Origin of the sequence: Streptomyces sp. NBC_00223 (assembly GCF_036199905.1) — a bacterium.
GTDB lineage: Bacteria > Actinomycetota > Actinomycetes > Streptomycetales > Streptomycetaceae > Actinacidiphila.
Map to the genome: position 1 here is coordinate 1,050,563 of NZ_CP108109.1, position 16,450 is coordinate 1,067,012.

The following is a 16,450-nucleotide window of genomic DNA, read 5'->3' on the forward strand; positions in this document are numbered from 1 at the left end:
GTCCCTTCCCGCTGAAAGAGCACCCCCATGTCCCGCACCGCCGCCGCACCGTTCGCGCAGGACTTCGTGCCGTTCGCCACCGCCGCCCTCGACTTCCACCGCGCCCTCAACATCCCAGCGGGCCCGCTCGTCACCTCCCGAGCCGAACTCGACTCGCTGCACGAGCACTTGGTCGCCGTGTACGAGCTGCTCGACGCGCACGCGCTGCGTACCGGCTCCTTGGTACCGGCCGAGGCAGACCACCTCGGCGCCGCGCGTACCCGGATCTGGCAGGCCGCCACCGATATCCACGCCGCCTACCACTCAGCCCCCGCCCTGGTACTGGCGAAGTCCCCGACCGTGAGGCGTGCCACGCCGGACTGCCCGAAGGTGCACCCGAGCTGACCGTCTGCCGCCGCCACCAGGGCGCCGCCCGGCTGGTGCGTCGCCGCAGCACCCCGGCTGATCTGCACGGGCCGTTCACCGGCCTGATCCGCCACTGACCCCACCCTGAGCAGGAGATACGTCCGTGCCCCGCACCCGCGCCACCGCCACCCAGCTCTTCGTCCCCCGCAAAACCACCCGCGAGCAGCAGCGCGCCGCCCGCACCGGGTTCGCCGAAGCCCGCCGCCAGGCCCGCCGCGCCGCAACGCCGGCCCAACGCCGGGAGGACGCGACCGGCGACGAGGAGCTGCGGCCGACCTACCCGCCCTCGGGCCGCCCTGGTCCGGCCTCCGCCCGCGGCGGAAAGCTCCGCCTGCCCGCCCACCGCATGACCACCGCCACCGTCTCCGGCGCCTACCCCTTCCTCGCCGAAGGCGGACTCGGAGCCGAGGGCATCTTCATCGGCCGCGATGTCCACGCCGAAGCCGCGTTCTGCTACGACCCGTTCTCGCTGTACAGCTCGGGCCGGATCGAAGGCTTCACCAACCCCAACGCCGTGCTCGCCGGGATCATCGGCATGGGCAAGTCCGCGCTGGCCAAGTCCATCGCCACCCGCGCCATCGCCCACGGCTACAAGGTCTACGTCCCCTGTGACCCCAAGGGCGAATGGACCACCGTCGCCGAGGCGCTGGGCGGCTACACCATCGCCCTCGGCCCTGGTCTGCCCGGCCGGCTGAACCCGCTGGACGCCCCCGCAAAGCCCGCCTCGGTCAGCGAAGCCGACTGGGCCACCGAGACCCGCAAGCGCCGCCTCCTGCTGCTGGCCGGCCTCGCCCGCACCGTCCTGGCCCGCGACCTGCTGCCGATGGAGCACACCGCACTCGACCTCGCCCTCGACCTCGTCGTCACCCAGGCCGAGGCAAACGGCACCGTGCCGCTGCTCGGCCAGATCGCCCACACCCTCAGCTCCCCCGAACGCCTCGACCAAGCCCTCGGCCACCAGAGCGGACACATGGGCACCGCCGCTCAGGACCTCGCCCACGCCCTGCGCCGCCTCGTCCACGGCGACCTGTCCGGCATGTTCGACGCCCCCTCAACCGTTACCTTCGACCCGGCCACGCCGATGCTGTCCATCGACCTGTCCCGCCTCGGCGGCACCGGCGACGACACCGCCCTGGTCCTGGCCATGACCTGCGCCTCGGCATGGATGGAATCCGCCCTCGCCGACCCCGACGGCGGAAGGCGCTGGGTCATCTACGACGAAGCATGGCGCGTCATGCGCCACGTCGGCCTGCTGGAACGCATGCAGTCCCAGTGGAAACTCTCCCGCGGACTCGGCATCGCCAACCTCATGGTCATCCACCGGCTCAGCGACCTGCTGTCCGCAGGCGACGCCGGCTCACGCGGCCGCGTGCTCGCTGAGGGCCTGCTCGCCGACTGCTCCACCCGCATCATCTACCGCCAGGAACCCGACCAGCTCGCCGCCGCGGCATCCCTCCTCGGCCTGACCGGCGTCGAAACCCAGGCCGTCGCCGCCCTCACCAAAGGCCGCGGCCTGTGGAAAGTCGCCGGCCGCAGCTTCATCACCCAGCACCTGCTCCACCCAGCCGAACGGGCCCTGTTCGACACCGACGCCAGGATGCGCTGACCCCCGCACGGCAACAGAAGGGCCGACCCGTGTTCCCCCACCCCGACTTCGAACTCTACGACAACACCGGACGCACGACCGAGCAGATCAACTCCGCCCGCACCGGCGCGCCGACGCGCGACGACCTGCTCCGCTGGTCGGTCAAGAAGGGCTCCGTACCCGAACCGGTCGGGCCCGCCATCACCACCTGGACCGACCGCCTGGCCGACGCCGAGCACAGCGAGGCCGCCCGGATCGGCACCAAACAACGGCAGCCTGTCCTCTGCGAGCAGGCAGCGCTGATCCGCTCCACGCCCGCTCTGCGGAGTACGACGGCTGTTTCTGGGGCTGTCCTCCCACCGCAGGCCCGGCCGCTCCGCCCGTCGAGCGCCGCACACGCTGACGCCCCCGACCACCGGATTCCGCGCGGGCCAAACCGGCGAAACCCCGGATTCTCGACCGCACCTCCACCCGTTTGCAGGTTCCCACCCAGACGGTACGTGTTCGACACGGACGCCCGATGTCCGCCTGATCTGCTTACATGGGGGCGACCAACTGATCGTTTCAGTGAGGTTCCCCCGGTGTGCGGGTGTGGCTGACTAGCTGGTCGGGGCGGGTTGACGTGGTTTCGGGTTCGTTGGTTCGGTCGTCGCCCGGTTGGCGTAGTGCTTCTCTTCGTACTCGATCGGGCTGAGGTAGCCGAGCCGTTTTTGGATGCGGCGGGGGTTGTAGAAGCCGTCGATGTACTCGAAGAGCGCGAGGTTTGCTTCGGCTCTGGTGGCGAAGACGCGGCCGCGGATGCACTCGGTCTTGACCAGCATCCACAGGTTCTCCGCGAGGGCATTGTCGAACGAGTCGCCGACCGAGCCCATGGATGCCTGGATCCCGACCCTGACCAGGCGTGTTGTGAGTTTCACCGAGGTGTATTGGGTGCCGTGGTCCGCGTGGTGGACGAGTTCGCCGGGCGCGACTTCGCGGCTGGCCAGGGCGTATTCCAGCGAGGTCAGGACCAGGTCGGCGTCCGCGCGGGCGGAGGTCTCCCATGCCACGACTCGGCGGGAGAACGCGTCCCGGATCGCCGATAGCCACAAAGGCCCCTCCTGGGTGGAGATCATGGTGAGGTCGGTGACCCACAATCGGTTCGGCCCGTTCGCGGTGAAGTCGCGTTGCACCAGGTCAGGAGCGAGTTCGGCGTCGGGGTCCCGGCGGGTGAAACTCTTGCCCCGGCGGGGGCTGATCCCGGCCAGGCCGGCCTGGCGCATGAGCCGCTCGACGCGCTTGCGGCCGACATGGACACCCTCGCGCTTGAGGACGGCGTGCACGCGGGGCGAGCCGTAGATCCCGCCGGACTCGTCGTGGATCTGGCGGATCCTGCTGGTCAGCCCGGCGTCCTGGCGGCGCCGTTCGCACGGCTCGGTCACGGCTCGGCGCCAGCGGTAGTAGGTGGAGGAGGGGATGTCCAGTTCCCGGAGTACGGGCTCGACCCCCAGGTGCGAGTGCTCATCGAGGAGCGCGGTCATCTGGGCCGGGTCGGGTCGAGCTGGGCCGCGAAAAAAGCCGAGGCCGTCCGCAGGACCTCATTGGCACGCTTGAGCTGGGCATTCTCCTTGCGCAGGGCGGCCAGCTCCTCCCGCTCGGCAGTGGTCAGCACATCGTCCCGTTCGCCGGCGTCCGCCTCGGCCTGGCGGATCCAGTTGCGCAGGGCCTCGTGGTGCACGCCGAGTTCCTCGGCCATGCGACGGATCACGGGCTTCGGCTCGGCCGCCCGGTACAACCGCACCGCACGCTCACGCAACTCCAGCGGGTACTTCCTCGGGGCAGGCATCGTCAGGGCTCCTCTCATGAAACCCATCTGACCTGCTGTCACCATTCCCCGCATCTCGGGGGAACCTCACAGTGAGCTGGGGCAGGACGTGTGCTGGGCTGCCGGGCTCCCGTATACGGGTCCGGCGCAAGCCGCAAACCGGTAGCGCTCTGCCTTCCGCTTACATAACTTGACACAATGAAAAGCGGGACGACAGATGCGGCTGACGACCCGAGCGTGGGCGGTTCCACCGGCTATGCCTCGGCACGGGACCTGCCGTCGGTTCGCCAGTTGCGTCAGCAGCTGGGACAGGCGCGGGCGCTTCGGTTCCTGATCCCCCGTGACCAGCGCACTGACTTTGCGGCCATCGAACACCAGTTGCAACGGCTGTGCGACACGGTGGACGACTTCTACCGGGTTCTGGGACCCAGGAATTGGATCTTCCACGAGAGTCTCCCCGTCGATGCCGTCGAGGAACTCCTTGCCTCTGGTGATGGGCCCGATGCCGCCGAGGAGGCGTTCATCGCCCTGTACACCGACTACGACGCCCTCGCGCTTCGGCTCCACGTCATCAACAGGCTGCCGGCCCTGCGCAAGCGTCGACAGCTGATCCTCAAGGCCCACGAGGACTATGCCGCCGGCCGCTACTACAGCTGCATCCACCTGTTGTTGAGCGTCATGGACGGCTTCGTCAACGAGTTCGAGACCGTACGCCGGGGCCTGCATGCCCGGCAGGCCGAGGATCTCCACGCCTGGGACAGCGTCGTCGGGCACCACATGGGCCTGGCCAACGCACACAAGACGTTCACCAAGGGAAAAAGCGCCACCAACGAGGAGCCCGTCTACGAGCTCTACCGCAACGGCATCGTCCACGGCAGCCTGCTCAACTACGACAACGTCGTGGTGGCCACCAAAGCCTGGAACCGCCTGTTCGCAGTCGTCGACTGGGCCAACGCCACGATCAAGGAAAAGACCCCACCACCACCGCGGCCAACCTGGAAACAGCTGTGGCGATCACTGTCCGAACTGAGCAGAAACCAGCAGGCCAACGACGCTTGGAAGCCGTGTCGCGTCAGCGCAGACGACTCAAACTTCGCCCAGGAGGCCCCAGCATCGGCGACCGAGCAGTTCCTGACTGCCTGGACCCGGCGCAACTACGGGCAGATGGCGCAGTGGATCTCACAGCCCTCCCAGGACACGTACGGCGCTGCCATGCCCCGCGAGGTGCGAATGCAGTACGCAGACCACGCGCTGACGGCCTTCGCCATCCTGGCCGTCGACCACATCGCGCCGGCCTCCTGCCTGGTAGATGTCGAACTGCGTTTGGCCGGCCAACACGAGGACGAACCCCTGCGGACCGCGATTCGATGGCTGTACGAGGACGCCGACGGGCAACCCGTATCGTCGCTTCTGCCCGGCCAATGGCGCCTGTACTGCTGGGAACCGTACCGATTCGACCCGCCGCTCGGTTTCGCTTACTGATCATTTCAGAATGAGTTTGGTTCAGAGTCTTGGCAGTTGGGCCGGTGGGCGGCAGAGTTCTGCAGGTGTCGGATGATCTTGTGCCTGATGATCTGTGGGATCGTGTCGCCCCGCTGCTTCCTTCTCGCCCGCCGCGACGTCGGCGGCATCCAGGGCGACTGCCGGCGGATGACCGTGCGGCTCTGCGGGGCATCGTCTACGTCTTGCGCACGGGTGTGACTTGGGCGGACGTGCCGACCGAGACGATCGGCTGCAGTGGGGTGACGTGCTGGCGGCGTCTGCGGGACTGGACCGCGGCTGGCGTCTGGCCCCGCCTGCACGAGATGCTCCTCGCGGAACTCCGCGGAGCCGGGCTGCTGGACATGGACGGCTCCGCGGTCGACGGCTCGCACGTCCGGGCCCTGAATGGGGGGCTCACACTGGACCTTCGCCGGTCGACCGCGGCCGCCGGGGCAGCAAGCATCATCTGATCACCGACCGGCACGGAACACCCCTTGCGGTGTCGTTGACCGGCGGAAACCGTCACGACGTCACCCAGCTCATGCCCCTGCTCGACGCGATCCCCCGCATCCGCGGCCTGGTGGGCCGGCCCTGTCACCGACCACGGCGGCTGTTCGCCGACCGCGGCTACGACTACGGCAAATACCGTCGCCTGCTCCGCGCTCACGGCATCACACCGAAGATCGCACGCAAAGGCACCGCCCACGGATCCGGCCTGGGCAAGACCCGCTGGGGCGTCGAGCGAACCTTCGCCTGGCTCCACCAGTTCAAGCGCCTGCGGCCCTGCTACGAGATACGCGCCGACCTCCACCTCGGACTACCCCAACTCGCCTGCAGCATCGACTGCTTGCGATGCCTCCGAACCCCATTCTGAAATGATCAGTAAGGCGACAAGGCTCACTTCGCTTGAACGAATGCGCCCCTCTCACGACTCCGGGGCGCCCCTCACTCCCCGCGCGCACGTGCACCCTTTCCCTTCCTCGCCCTATCGGATTACTGTTTGCAATGAGCCCAGCACGAAGAGCCAGAATGGCATGCACTATTGGCATATTCACGGTCCGCATGGCAGCTCATATTTCCGCCGACAGGGGGACGTCATGGTCCGCTTCATTCAAGCGACAGACCGACCGAACCTGAGCGTATGCGACCGGGCACGTGAGCTTCGTAGCGCGATTCACCCGTGACCGGCCGGACAAATCACTCATTCGAGTAGTCCGCAGGAGGCAGCGCGGTCCTCATTCGGCCGCTCGAGGCCTGGTCGGCCAGCTGCTGGTCCAGGGGCACATGCTCCTGCGACGATGCCTGCCCCTGCGCCCTTTGTCCAGGCCACGCCACCTGTGCTTCTGCCTATAGGCGACACGGGGTTGGGTATGCTCCTTGCCGCGAGTGAAGCCGATGTTTTACGGTACAACTGCGGGCCCGTTGTGTCTGTTTCCAGAATTCTGGGTATGCCCTGGATTCGAAGGTGCACCATTGCCCACCGGTTCCGTGGCATCTGGATTCGCAGCGGTATTTGCGCTTCCCGGTCAAAGGTGCGCGGAACGGCCAGGCAGTGCTGCTAGTGGCTCAGGCCGGTGAAACGTCCGGCCGGTCGGGGAGGGTGACTGCGTGACAAGCATGTCTGGCCGATGGCGCAAGAGCAGCTACAGCGGAAACGAGTACGAGTGCGTAGAAGTGGCCCTGGACCCCGGCCAAGTGCGGGTGCGCGACTCGACAGACCGATTAGGGCCGGAGCTTCAGGTCTCAGCCTCCGCGTGGCGTGCGTTCGTGGCCGACGTGGCCTGCGGACGCCTGGCTGGCCCGTGGCCGGTGTGAGGCCGGGGGTAGGAGCCTCGTGAGGCCCGCACGCGACCTGCTACTGGACGAGGCACTGCAACAGCGGGCCTGGAGTTGGCTGCGCCGCGCAGGTGTATACGTCCTGGGAGGCGGGCTCGGGTTGCTTGCTGCCGGCGCCGCGTCGGTCTCGGTCGACCATCCGCGGGCCAAGCTGATTGTCTGGGCCGCAACGCTCGTGGCTCTGCTGCTGCTGTGGGGAGCGGGAGTCTGGGCGTGGGAAACCCTCAAGGCACGGCGTTCAGCCGTCGGCAGACCCACCGTGACACCGGACTGTCCGGATGCTTCGGCCGTTGGCGGGAATTCCGCAGGCCAGAACGCCGTCGATGCGGATGGGCGTCCACGAGGGGACGGCGGGCCGCATGACGTTCCGTTCAGGTGAAGGCCGACGGTGCGCGTTACTCGGCGCTGCCGCTCGGCGGAGTTCCACCTGGAGGTAGCGGGGAGCCGCCGGTACGGGGAGGGCCTGATCCGGAGCGGCCGGCCCTCCGACGTATCCACCGCCGGATCCCGGCCGCCCCCAAGGTGAGTATCAGGCCTCCGACGGCCGAGAGCGGGATCGCGTGCGAGACATCGAGAAGGCGTCCGCTCACTGCGAGCGCTCCGGCCGTGACGCCGATGAACACGACCGGCGCCACGACCAGAATCAGCACCCATGAGCCGTATGCGTGCAGCGTGCGGCGCTGTTCCCGGGCGTGAGCGGCCTCCTCCTGGATACGGGCCTGCGACTCCGCCTCCAGCCGACGGATCGCGTTGTCCGTTGCGGCCTGGTCGCGGCGGATCGCGGAGTTGGTCTCCTCCTGCCGGACCTTCAGCCACCGGTCGGTGGTCGCGTCGTCCTGCACCGCACGAGTCGGCGGACACGGACCGTCGTCAGTGCCGTCGCTCGACGGTCGCGCCTCCTGATCGGCGGGCTCCCGCTGCCCACCGCCAGCAGCACGAGCGTCATTTCGCGCTTCCTGCTCCCGGCTCATATACCTGGGACTCTCCGGCTCTCTTCAGAACGCTGAGCTTGGGGACTCTCAGTTGCCGCCGACCTCCGCCATGGCCTGTTCGATGCGAGCGGCGGAATCGTCCCCGCGCAGCGCGCCCGCGAAGATTTCGTCGAAGCACCTCTGGTAAGCGGCGAGCAAGGGGTCCGTGCCGCTGGTCATGCTGCCGGTGGCGTGCTCCAGGTACAGCAGGTCGGTGTCGTCGAAGTATCCGAGCAGCACGAAGCTGCCGAGAGTGCTGTAGTGGAAGGGAAACGTCCTGGGCAGGATCGCGATGTCGACACGGGGTCGGCTGCCCAGCTCCAGCAACCGGGCAAGCTGGCCGCGCAGCACCTGGGGGCTGCCAGGGTTCTTGCCCAGCGCCTCTTCGGCGACGACGAACCGGGTAACGACTTCACCTTGTTCATCGAACAGCCAGTCGCTCCTTTCCACACGCATGTCGATCAGCCGCTGGAGCCTGTCGGAGTCCGCCACACGCGGTCGTAGCAGCGCCGCTGAGTACTCGGCCGTCTGCAACTGCCCCGGTATGACGATCGGATGGAAAGCGCGCACGGAGACCGCCGCCTGCTCCAGGCCCAGATACTGGCTGAACTGCGGGCTGAGCAGGTCGTGGTACTTCGCCCACCAGCTTGACCCCTTGCTTCCGCGCGCGGCCTTCTCCACAAGGGCGACCAGGTCTGGATCGGTGACCTTGTAGAGGGCGAGCAGAGCCCGGACGTCCTTGAGCGACAGCCCGACCTGCCCGGCCTCGACCCGGACCAACTTCGACGGTGACCACCCGAGCGTCTCGGCCACCTGACGCTGAGTCATTCCCTGGGCCTCACGGCCCCGACGCAGTTCTCGGCGCAGCGTTCGGCGATGCCGGCTCGGATCCAGATGCCTGGCCATGCCACTCCCCTCACCCGGACGGACAGGTACGTCACACGGCACTTCGCCGCCTATCGTCACGCGCCCAACTTTCAGCTACTAGCTAATTTTTAGGCCCCAGCCATTTTATGAGCTGAAGTCATATCCTTACTGTCAGCACTCTATCTGACCCGAATGGGTTACAGACTACGACCCGCGACTCCCGGAAGTTCCAACGCGCCCCATGCGCAACTGGGCGCCGCTGTCAGCAGATACGCGGCGCCCGCAAGGCAGCAGGGCTCACCCCCTGACATCGGCGCGCGCACCGCTGGCGACGGTGCGGCCCCCGCCCGACACGCCGGTCCGAGCCACCCACGCCCCCTGCCTCCAGTGTCTGGAAGAGGTCACCAAAGCTCTCGGCGTGCCGGACACCTCCGCCGTAGACCAGGCGTGCGCTCACGCACTTATCACCGATCCGCAGCGAGGCCAAATCGCGCGCTCTGCGGATCCTCGACGCACGCGATACCCCGACCGAACCCCACCCAGCCCAGCGCTTTCCCTCAGCCGCCGAGAGACCTACCGCGGAGAAGCCCCATGCGCCCTGACCCGACCGTCGTCACCATCCAGCGAGAAGGCAGGCGCGTCATCGCCCGCACCAGAGACCCGGCGCACCAAGACGCCGCCGAAGACGGACGGAACGACTACCCGTACGCCCACCTCACCGCCCCGCTGCGGCAGCGCGGCCTGGTGTGCACCGTCGAGTACGGCCTGAGCGACTACATCGTCCACGCCGAACTCCCCGACGGCAGCGCCCTGATCATCTCCCCGCCCCAGGAGCCGGCCACCGACCATCCGCCCGGGTACCCGGAAAGCTGGCTGGTCACCCGAGAACATCCCTACGACCTCACAGTTCCCGAAGTCCTCTACAACTCCGAGCCCGCAGGCCCCCACGCCCGCAACAGGGGCAGCACCGCTGCGCTCCTGGCCGCCATCGACGCCCGCCTGGACCAGCTCGGCCTGCCCCCACCAGAACGGCACCGTACGCTCGAACCCCTCAACGCCGCAGACGCCGTACTTCACCGCGCCGGCTTCGTCTCCGAAGTAACCCACCGCGGACGCTTCCACCACCTGCCCGCCGCCATGACCGACCCGGCCGAACAGCGCCACGCGGTGACCCGGGCCGTCGGCATGCTGCGCGCCGAAGGCTTCACCTACGCCTGCCAGGGCGACCTGCTCGACACCAGCCTGCCGGTCGACACCGGCCACGCGACGAACCTCGGCGACCAGCTCGGCGACCTCGCCCAGTCCATCTCCCGGGCCGGCCACACCAGCCAAGCCGTTGCGGCCCTGAGCGAACTGACCGCCCCCGGCGAAGGCGTCCTGGACCGACTCACCGAAATCCTCGACGCCACAGCCGACTGGTGGGAACACCTCGGCGAAGCGGCCGATCCCCTCCACGCCACACGCCTTCGCCGCATCAACCAGCACATGAGCGTATCCGTCCAGGAGATCCAGGCCCTGCGCAACGAACTGGCCGACCGGCACACCCGGCATCCCCTGTACGCCCCACCCGGCCCGACCACCACGCAGGAACCCCGTGTCGCCGCAGCGCTGGCGCTCTCACCGGCCGCCCGGCGAACACAACCAGCACCCACACCCGCAGACCCGGCCACTGCTGCTGCCCCGCCACCGGCCCGCCCCTCCTCCGCCGCCCCCGGCCGCTGACCGGAAACCCTCCCGACGCCCGCCTTGACCAGCACCAGCAGAACCACCCCCTCCCCGCCCGCCCTGCCCCCGCACCCTGTCCCGAACGGATCTGTCATGCCCCGACCCGCCACCCACTACGACACCCAGCTCATCAAGCGTTTCGGCAGCATCGACGCCTTCCACGCCCTGCGCAACTCACCCGACCCCGCCGAATGGAGCCCCGCGCTCGACCACATCCGGCTCACCGAGAACGAGAAGACACTGGAAGAGCTGCGCTCCCGCCTCTGGACGCTCACCGCCACCGGCAACTACCCCCGCACCGGACTGATCGCGCAGCTCGACCCGGTACTCAACGACATGTCCGAACTGGTCGACCTCCGCGACGACATCGCCCTCAGCCTGGAACAGCGGCTCGGCCTCCCCGCACCCGAACACGAACCCGCCCACATGTTCGACCCCCACTGGCACCTCACCCCCGCCATAGGCACCGCCCGCACCACAAAGGCCGGCCCCCTGTCCCACATGGGCCCCGGCCCTGAGACGCACACGCCGCCCCCCAAGGCCGCGCTTTCCGGCTTCGATGCCCGGATCGAAGCACTCGTCGGCGACCTCGACCAGCTACGGGCGCTCACCGACCAGCCACAAGCCGATCCCGCTCTGCGCGAGCTGAACAACAGTCATCTGACGTTGAGCAATGCGGAACTCGTCTGCCTCTTCTACCGCATGCGCATCAACGCCCTTACGAACGGCCGCTGGTACGTGGACGGCCCTCTGGTGACCACCATCTGCCAGGCCATCACCGCCCTGGAAACCCACATCACCGACCGGGACGACCACGCCCGCGCCCTGGAACAGCGCCTGGCCCAACTGGAGGCAGACGCCGCCCGCGACCCGGCCCGCGCCGCCGCCCTGATGTCCGCCGCGCCCCCGACAGCCGTACCGGCCGGGTCCGGTGACCGCTGCGCCGCCGCCCAGGCCGTCTCCCCCGCAGCACAACACTACGGTTCCGCCACAACCGCAGAGACCGTGACGCCGACTCCGCCGAACGCTGCGCCCGCGCCCGAACGCCGCCGCTGAAAAGCCCGTCCACGCCCAATGGTCCGCGCCACCCACCCGGCGCTGGCCGCACCCCGCTCTGGAGAACCGGTGAACCCGCCCCGCAGATCCGCCCGCGCCTCCGCCCCTTCCCCCGCCACCGTCCTTCACGAACGGATCCGCCATGCCCACCCCCGACCACCCGCTCCCCGACATCACGGTCGGCCACCACCCCGACTTCGGCATCGTCGCTGCCAACCCCCAGCACCGCGCCACCAGCGCCTGGATGCTCAAAGGTTTCGGCTTCCACCCCGTCCCCAGCCACCCCGACCTGTACGCGCTCACCGACCAGGAACACGACGGACGCGAACGCGCCACCCGGGCCGTGGCCCTGCTCCGCAAGGCCGGCTACAAAGTCGACGCGGACCTCGTCTTCGACCCGTCACTGGCTGACTCCTCCGGCCCCGACCGTCCGGCTCATGCGGCGCCGGTCCGTATCGCACCGGACATCGCCTTCGCCGAACACCCACAGCTCGGCATGGTCGCCGCCACCACCGACAGTGTCCCCCCGGCCCATCAACTGCTCGGCGAACACGGCTGGCAGCCCCACCCGCGCCTGGACATCTACACGCTGCCACCCGACACGGGCCGGGCCGACGGACTCGACACGGTCGCCCGGACCACGGTGGCGATGAACCACGCGGGCCTGCAAGTCGCCGTACAGCCCGCTCTCGCCCAGGACATCACCGCGCACAGGACCCCGGGCACGGGCACAGAGCACCCCGAGCAAGGTCATTCCTCCGCGACCCGCACCTTCCCCGCCACGAACGCCACCGCCCTCGCACCCAGCCCCGCCCGAGCCGGCCTTCCGGGCAAGCCGCCGGTTCCCACGCCGACCGCCACACCGCCGGCCGCTCCGGCGGATCCACCCATCGCGTACTCCCGCCACCGCTGAGACCACTTCGTGCAAGGAGCGCTTCCCATGGCTGTGAAAACGATCTGGCAGATCACGCACTCGTGTGGCCACGCGGCGTCCAGGGACCTGTCCGCCCGGCCTGCCGACCGCCGCGCGGGCTTTGCCGAATGGCTCGCCACCCAGGAGTGCACCGACTGCTGGAAGGCCGCACGCGACGGTGACGCTCAGGACAAGGCCGCCTGGCTGGAGGCCAAGCGTGCCCAGGAGCAGGCCGAGTCCGAAGCCTGGTCGGCGCAGTACGCGATGCCGCCCCTGGAGGGGACCGAGCGCGCCGTGGCCTGGGCCGTGCGGTGCCGGCACCAGATCCTGGCCGCCGCCTACACCGCCCTGGTCATCGAGGGCGAGACCACCGAGGCCGAGTGGGAGGCCGTCGAGGACGCGGCGCGCACCATCACCCGCGCCGGGTGGTGGATCGACCAGCGCTCCTCCGAGCCCGAAGACCTGACCGAGCTGCTAGACGCGGCGACCGAAGCCGACCGGCCGACCGAGAACCCGCACTTCTGACCCGCCACGGTCGCCCGCCTGCCAGGCAGGGCATCGAGCCCCCCGCCCCCACCCTCCCGGAAGGGACACCTCATGCCCGAGTACCCGCTGCGCTGCGACGTACGGCGCACCGAAAGCACCACCGAGCTGCTCACCGAACTCCACGGCAGCGAACCCGGCTTCGACAACTACCTGCTCACCGCCTGGTCGCCGGAGCTGACCGACCAGGACGTCATCACCCTTCCGCTGCTGGCCGCGCTGCTCGACGAGCCGGTGGCCCTGCGCAGGTCACGCACCGGTCACACCCCGGCCCGGCGGCTCACCTGGCACTGCGCCCTGCGCAAGACCACCTCCACCGCCCTCAGCGACGACGACTGGTTCGAGCTGACCCGCGAGGTCCTCGACGCCACCGGCATCGAGCCGGACGACGATCCGCACGCCTGCCGCTGGGCGGCGCTGCGCAACCAGGCCGACGGGCTCGACATCGTCGCCACCGTCATCCGTCAGGACGGCCGCTGGGCCCGCCTCCACAACGACGGGTACTTCGCGCGGATCGCCGCCGAGAACTTCGACCACAACCACGGCCTCAGCCGGTCGGGATGACGACAGCGCGGCTGTCTATCACCGATCTGCGGCAGGGCCAAATCGCAGAATCTGCGGATCCTCGTCTCCCGGAAGCCCGACCACGGGCCCCGTTCCTTCGCTCTCCTTCGAGGTCAGTGCCGTGATCGTCCGCCTTCAGCGCGCCAGCAACACCGCCGGTCTGCTCGCCTACCTGTACGGGCCGGGCGAGCGCGGCGACCAGGGCAACCTCCGCCTGGTGGAAGGGGATTGCCACGGAGCCCCGATCGATCTGCTCACCCACGCCGACGCCCTGCCCTACCTGGCTCACGCCTTGGACGCGCCCGTCGAGCACCTGGGCACCCGGGCGCCCGAGCGGCCGGTGTGGGTCTGCTCGGTCCGCTCCGACCCCCAGCGCCCCGACCTGAGCGATGCCCAGTGGGCCGAGGTCGCCCGACGCCTGGCGGCGGTCACCGTCGCACCCGGAGGCAATCCAGACGCCTGCCGGTGGATCGCGCTGCGCAACCAGCCCCGGCAGGTGCACGTGGTGGCGACCCTCGCCCGCGAGGACGGCGGCATTCACAACCCGTATCGCGACGCCTTCCGCCTGCAGAAGGAGTGCCACCGCATCGCCACCGAGTTCGGCCACCTGCCGGCACCCCCCATGCCCATGCCCACGACCGCAGCCCCAGCCTTGGAGAACTCCGTGCCCATCACCGTCACCATCGCCGCCGAGCGGAGCGGCAGTGTCGTCGCCCGGGGTGGCGACAGCCTGGCCAACTCCCTTCTCGACCATGCCGGATTCGCCTTCGCCAACGACTGGCACGGCCCCCGCCACCGCCTGCCGACCTCCATGGACCGCGAGGAGCAGGCGGCCATCGCCTCTCACGCCGCGCGGATGCTCCGTGCCGCCCGGTACACCGTCGAACTCGACCCCGTACTCGACGCCGCTTCCGCCGACCCGCAGCGTGCGCTGTCCCTCAGTGACCAGGTCCTGGCGCTGACCAACCGGATCCGGGGCGCCCAGAGCGGAGCCGAACTGGCGGACGCGCTCGCCCCGCTCCTCCACACCGAGCACGGCGTCCTGGAACGGGTACGGGAGGCGCTGGAGGCCGCCGGCGAGCAGATCACCGACCTGGACGACGAGGCGTACCAGTTGGGCGACGGGTTCGGCTTCGCCAGCGAGTTCATCACCGCAGCGCAGGGGGAACTGGTCGGCGCGGATGAGGAGTTGCGCCGTGTCGCCGTCCCGGCGCACGAGCGTGCGGCGGCGCGGTCGGCTGCGGTGCGCGATTCCCGCAGTGCGGCGCTGGCCACGTCACCCGCCGCCGATCAGGTATCGGCTGCCCGGAACGCCTCCCCGGCTGCCCCGGCCGCGGCACCGACCGTCGGTCCGGCGCGAGACTCCGCCTCCCGAGCCCGGTGACCGGCGATGCGTTTGCTGCCGTCCTCCGCCGTCGTCGTTCCGACGGCCTGGCGCCCCCTCTACCTGATGCGGGCCGCCGATGCCCTGGCCAGCGTGACGGCCACCTACGCCATCCCGCTGCTGGTGCTGATCACCACCGGCTCCACCGCCTTGACCGGCATCGCGTTCCTGCTGGAGTGGACGCCGCGTCTGGGCGCCTTCACCTTCGCCGGATCACTGACCGACCGCTTCGGTGCCGGCCACGTCTTCCGCTGCACCAACTTCGTCCGCGCCACCGTGGTCGCCCTGGCCGCCGGGGTACTGACGGCCCTGCCCAGCGGGGGAACGGCGACAACAGGTGTTGTTCTGGCGTTCGGCGCGGTCTCCGGGCTGTTGGCGGAGGTCTCCTTCGTCGCGGTGGAGACCCTCGCCGCGCAGGCCGGCCGCCACCTGGGCGGCCAGGCGCACCGTCTGCAGGCCGCGCAGACCGGGATCGACCAAGGCGCCGCGCTCGTAGGCCCGCTGCTGGGCGGACTGCTGCTGCTCGCCGGACCCAGCGTCCTGCTGGCCGTCGTCGCGCTGCTGGCGATGACCGCAGCCGCCGCCACGCAGGAGGACGATGCCCCGGCGGAACGCCACCGTGCGCCGAGCAGTCTGCTGACCGGGTGGCGGACCCTGCGCCGTACCCCGGCGCTGGTCTGGCTGGTCGGCGGACTTGCCGCGTCGAATCTGGCCAGCGGCGTCCTTCAGGCCGCGGCCCCCATCACCGTCATCCACCGCTTCCACTACTCCACCGCCGATGTCGGAGCGGTGTGGAGTGCCGCGGCCGTCGCCTCCCTGCTCACCGTGATCGCCACCCGGCGGGCCATCGACCGCTGGACGGTGTGGCCGGTCGGTGCCGTGGCCGCCGCCGTGTCCACCGCGGCCTGCCTCGGCGTTGCCCTGGCCCCCGGCTTCGCCGCCTACACCGCCGCCGTCGCGGTCCTGATGGCGGCCGAAGGCGCGCTCACCGTAGTGCTCCGTACCCTGCGGGCCCGGCTCATCCCCGCCACCGCGTTCGGCTCGACGCTCGCGGTCACGATCATCCTGGTGCTGCTGCCTCTGCCGGTGGCCGGAGCCCTGGTCGCGGCCGTACCCGCCGCCGGTCTTCCGCACCTGCTGCTGGCCTGCGCCGTTCTGCAGGGCGTGGTGCTCGCCGCGGGCTTCAGCGGCCTACGACGTCACCGAGCCGACTGCGACCCACCCCCGCGGATCGTCGCGCTGCACCGCGCCGGAGCCGACACGACGGTGGACGCGCCGTGACCACCGTCGTCCCGCCCCCGCTCGCAGCACCGTG

General features: G+C 69.7%; 15 protein-coding genes and 1 pseudogene. 12 read left to right on the plus strand and 4 right to left on the minus strand.

Annotated elements, in window-relative coordinates:
• Window positions 1-27 precede the first annotated feature (27 nt).
• Together OHA30_RS04255 and OHA30_RS04260 are read left to right on the plus strand one after the other, a co-directional pair.
• A pseudogene (locus OHA30_RS04255) lies at window positions 28-482 on the plus strand (DUF6238 family protein).
• Between the two features lie 26 nt (window positions 483-508).
• On the plus strand, window positions 509-2,011 hold the full coding sequence (locus OHA30_RS04260) for an ATP-binding protein (protein ID WP_328912445.1): 1,503 nt from the start codon (window positions 509-511) through the stop codon (window positions 2,009-2,011).
• 578 nt (window positions 2,012-2,589) lie between these two features.
• Here OHA30_RS04260 and OHA30_RS04265 read toward each other — a convergent pair.
• Together OHA30_RS04265 and OHA30_RS04270 are read right to left on the minus strand one after the other, a co-directional pair.
• Window positions 2,590-3,510 carry an IS3 family transposase gene (locus OHA30_RS04265; RefSeq protein ID WP_328912446.1) on the minus strand — a complete coding sequence of 307 codons (921 nt, stop codon included), beginning with the start codon at window positions 3,508-3,510 and terminating at the stop codon, window positions 2,590-2,592.
• Window positions 3,507-3,815 carry a transposase gene (locus OHA30_RS04270; protein ID WP_328912434.1) on the minus strand — a complete coding sequence of 103 codons (309 nt, stop codon included), beginning with the start codon at window positions 3,813-3,815 and terminating at the stop codon, window positions 3,507-3,509. Before OHA30_RS04270 ends, OHA30_RS04265 begins: the two co-directional genes overlap by 4 nt.
• A gap of 177 nt (window positions 3,816-3,992) precedes the next feature.
• Between OHA30_RS04270 and OHA30_RS04275 the strand changes: the two genes are divergently transcribed.
• From OHA30_RS04275 to OHA30_RS04285, 3 genes are all read left to right on the plus strand, one after another.
• On the plus strand, window positions 3,993-5,276 hold the full coding sequence (locus tag OHA30_RS04275; protein ID WP_328912447.1) for a hypothetical protein: 1,284 nt from the start codon (window positions 3,993-3,995) through the stop codon (window positions 5,274-5,276).
• 65 nt (window positions 5,277-5,341) lie between these two features.
• Window positions 5,342-6,150, plus strand: a protein-coding gene (locus OHA30_RS04280) for an IS5 family transposase (protein ID WP_405785798.1) whose coding sequence is annotated in 2 segments (ribosomal slippage) — window positions 5,342-5,690 and window positions 5,690-6,150 — 810 coding nt in all. Because the reading frame shifts where the segments join, the coding sequence is not laid out codon by codon here.
• 743 nt (window positions 6,151-6,893) lie between these two features.
• Complete coding sequence (locus tag OHA30_RS04285; RefSeq protein ID WP_328917718.1) at window positions 6,894-7,091, plus strand: DUF397 domain-containing protein; 198 nt, start codon at window positions 6,894-6,896, stop codon at window positions 7,089-7,091.
• 416 nt (window positions 7,092-7,507) lie between these two features.
• Here OHA30_RS04285 and OHA30_RS04290 read toward each other — a convergent pair whose 3' ends face one another.
• Both OHA30_RS04290 and OHA30_RS04295 read right to left on the minus strand, forming a co-directional pair.
• Window positions 7,508-7,954 (minus strand): hypothetical protein, encoded by a 447-nt coding sequence (locus OHA30_RS04290; RefSeq protein WP_328912449.1) that lies wholly within the window; start codon window positions 7,952-7,954, stop codon window positions 7,508-7,510.
• Between the two features lie 177 nt (window positions 7,955-8,131).
• Window positions 8,132-8,989, minus strand: coding sequence for a helix-turn-helix domain-containing protein (locus OHA30_RS04295; RefSeq protein ID WP_328912450.1), 858 nt, complete (start codon window positions 8,987-8,989; stop codon window positions 8,132-8,134).
• A 552-nt stretch (window positions 8,990-9,541) separates the two neighbouring features.
• Here OHA30_RS04295 and OHA30_RS04300 point away from each other — a divergent pair.
• The 7 genes from OHA30_RS04300 (at window position 9,542) to OHA30_RS04330 (ending at window position 16,416) form a co-directional block, all read left to right on the plus strand.
• Entirely contained in the window at window positions 9,542-10,672 is a 1,131-nt protein-coding gene (locus OHA30_RS04300) for a hypothetical protein (protein ID WP_328912451.1), read from the plus strand.
• 96 nt (window positions 10,673-10,768) lie between these two features.
• Window positions 10,769-11,731 carry a hypothetical protein gene (locus tag OHA30_RS04305; protein WP_328912452.1) on the plus strand — a complete coding sequence of 321 codons (963 nt, stop codon included), beginning with the start codon at window positions 10,769-10,771 and terminating at the stop codon, window positions 11,729-11,731.
• Window positions 11,732-11,873: 142 nt separating this feature from the next.
• Window positions 11,874-12,644, plus strand: a complete 771-nt coding sequence (locus tag OHA30_RS04310; protein WP_328912453.1) for a hypothetical protein — start codon at window positions 11,874-11,876, stop codon at window positions 12,642-12,644.
• Window positions 12,645-12,671: 27 nt separating this feature from the next.
• Window positions 12,672-13,169 (plus strand): hypothetical protein, encoded by a 498-nt coding sequence (locus tag OHA30_RS04315; RefSeq protein WP_328912454.1) that lies wholly within the window; start codon window positions 12,672-12,674, stop codon window positions 13,167-13,169.
• Between the two features lie 72 nt (window positions 13,170-13,241).
• Window positions 13,242-13,751, plus strand: a complete 510-nt coding sequence (locus tag OHA30_RS04320) for a hypothetical protein (RefSeq protein ID WP_328912455.1) — start codon at window positions 13,242-13,244, stop codon at window positions 13,749-13,751.
• Window positions 13,752-13,872: 121 nt separating this feature from the next.
• Window positions 13,873-15,135: a hypothetical protein gene (locus OHA30_RS04325; RefSeq protein WP_328912456.1), complete on the plus strand. Its 1,263-nt coding sequence runs from the start codon at window positions 13,873-13,875 to the stop codon at window positions 15,133-15,135.
• 6 nt (window positions 15,136-15,141) lie between these two features.
• Entirely contained in the window at window positions 15,142-16,416 is a 1,275-nt protein-coding gene (locus OHA30_RS04330; protein ID WP_328912457.1) for an MFS transporter, read from the plus strand.
• Window positions 16,417-16,450 lie beyond the last annotated feature (34 nt).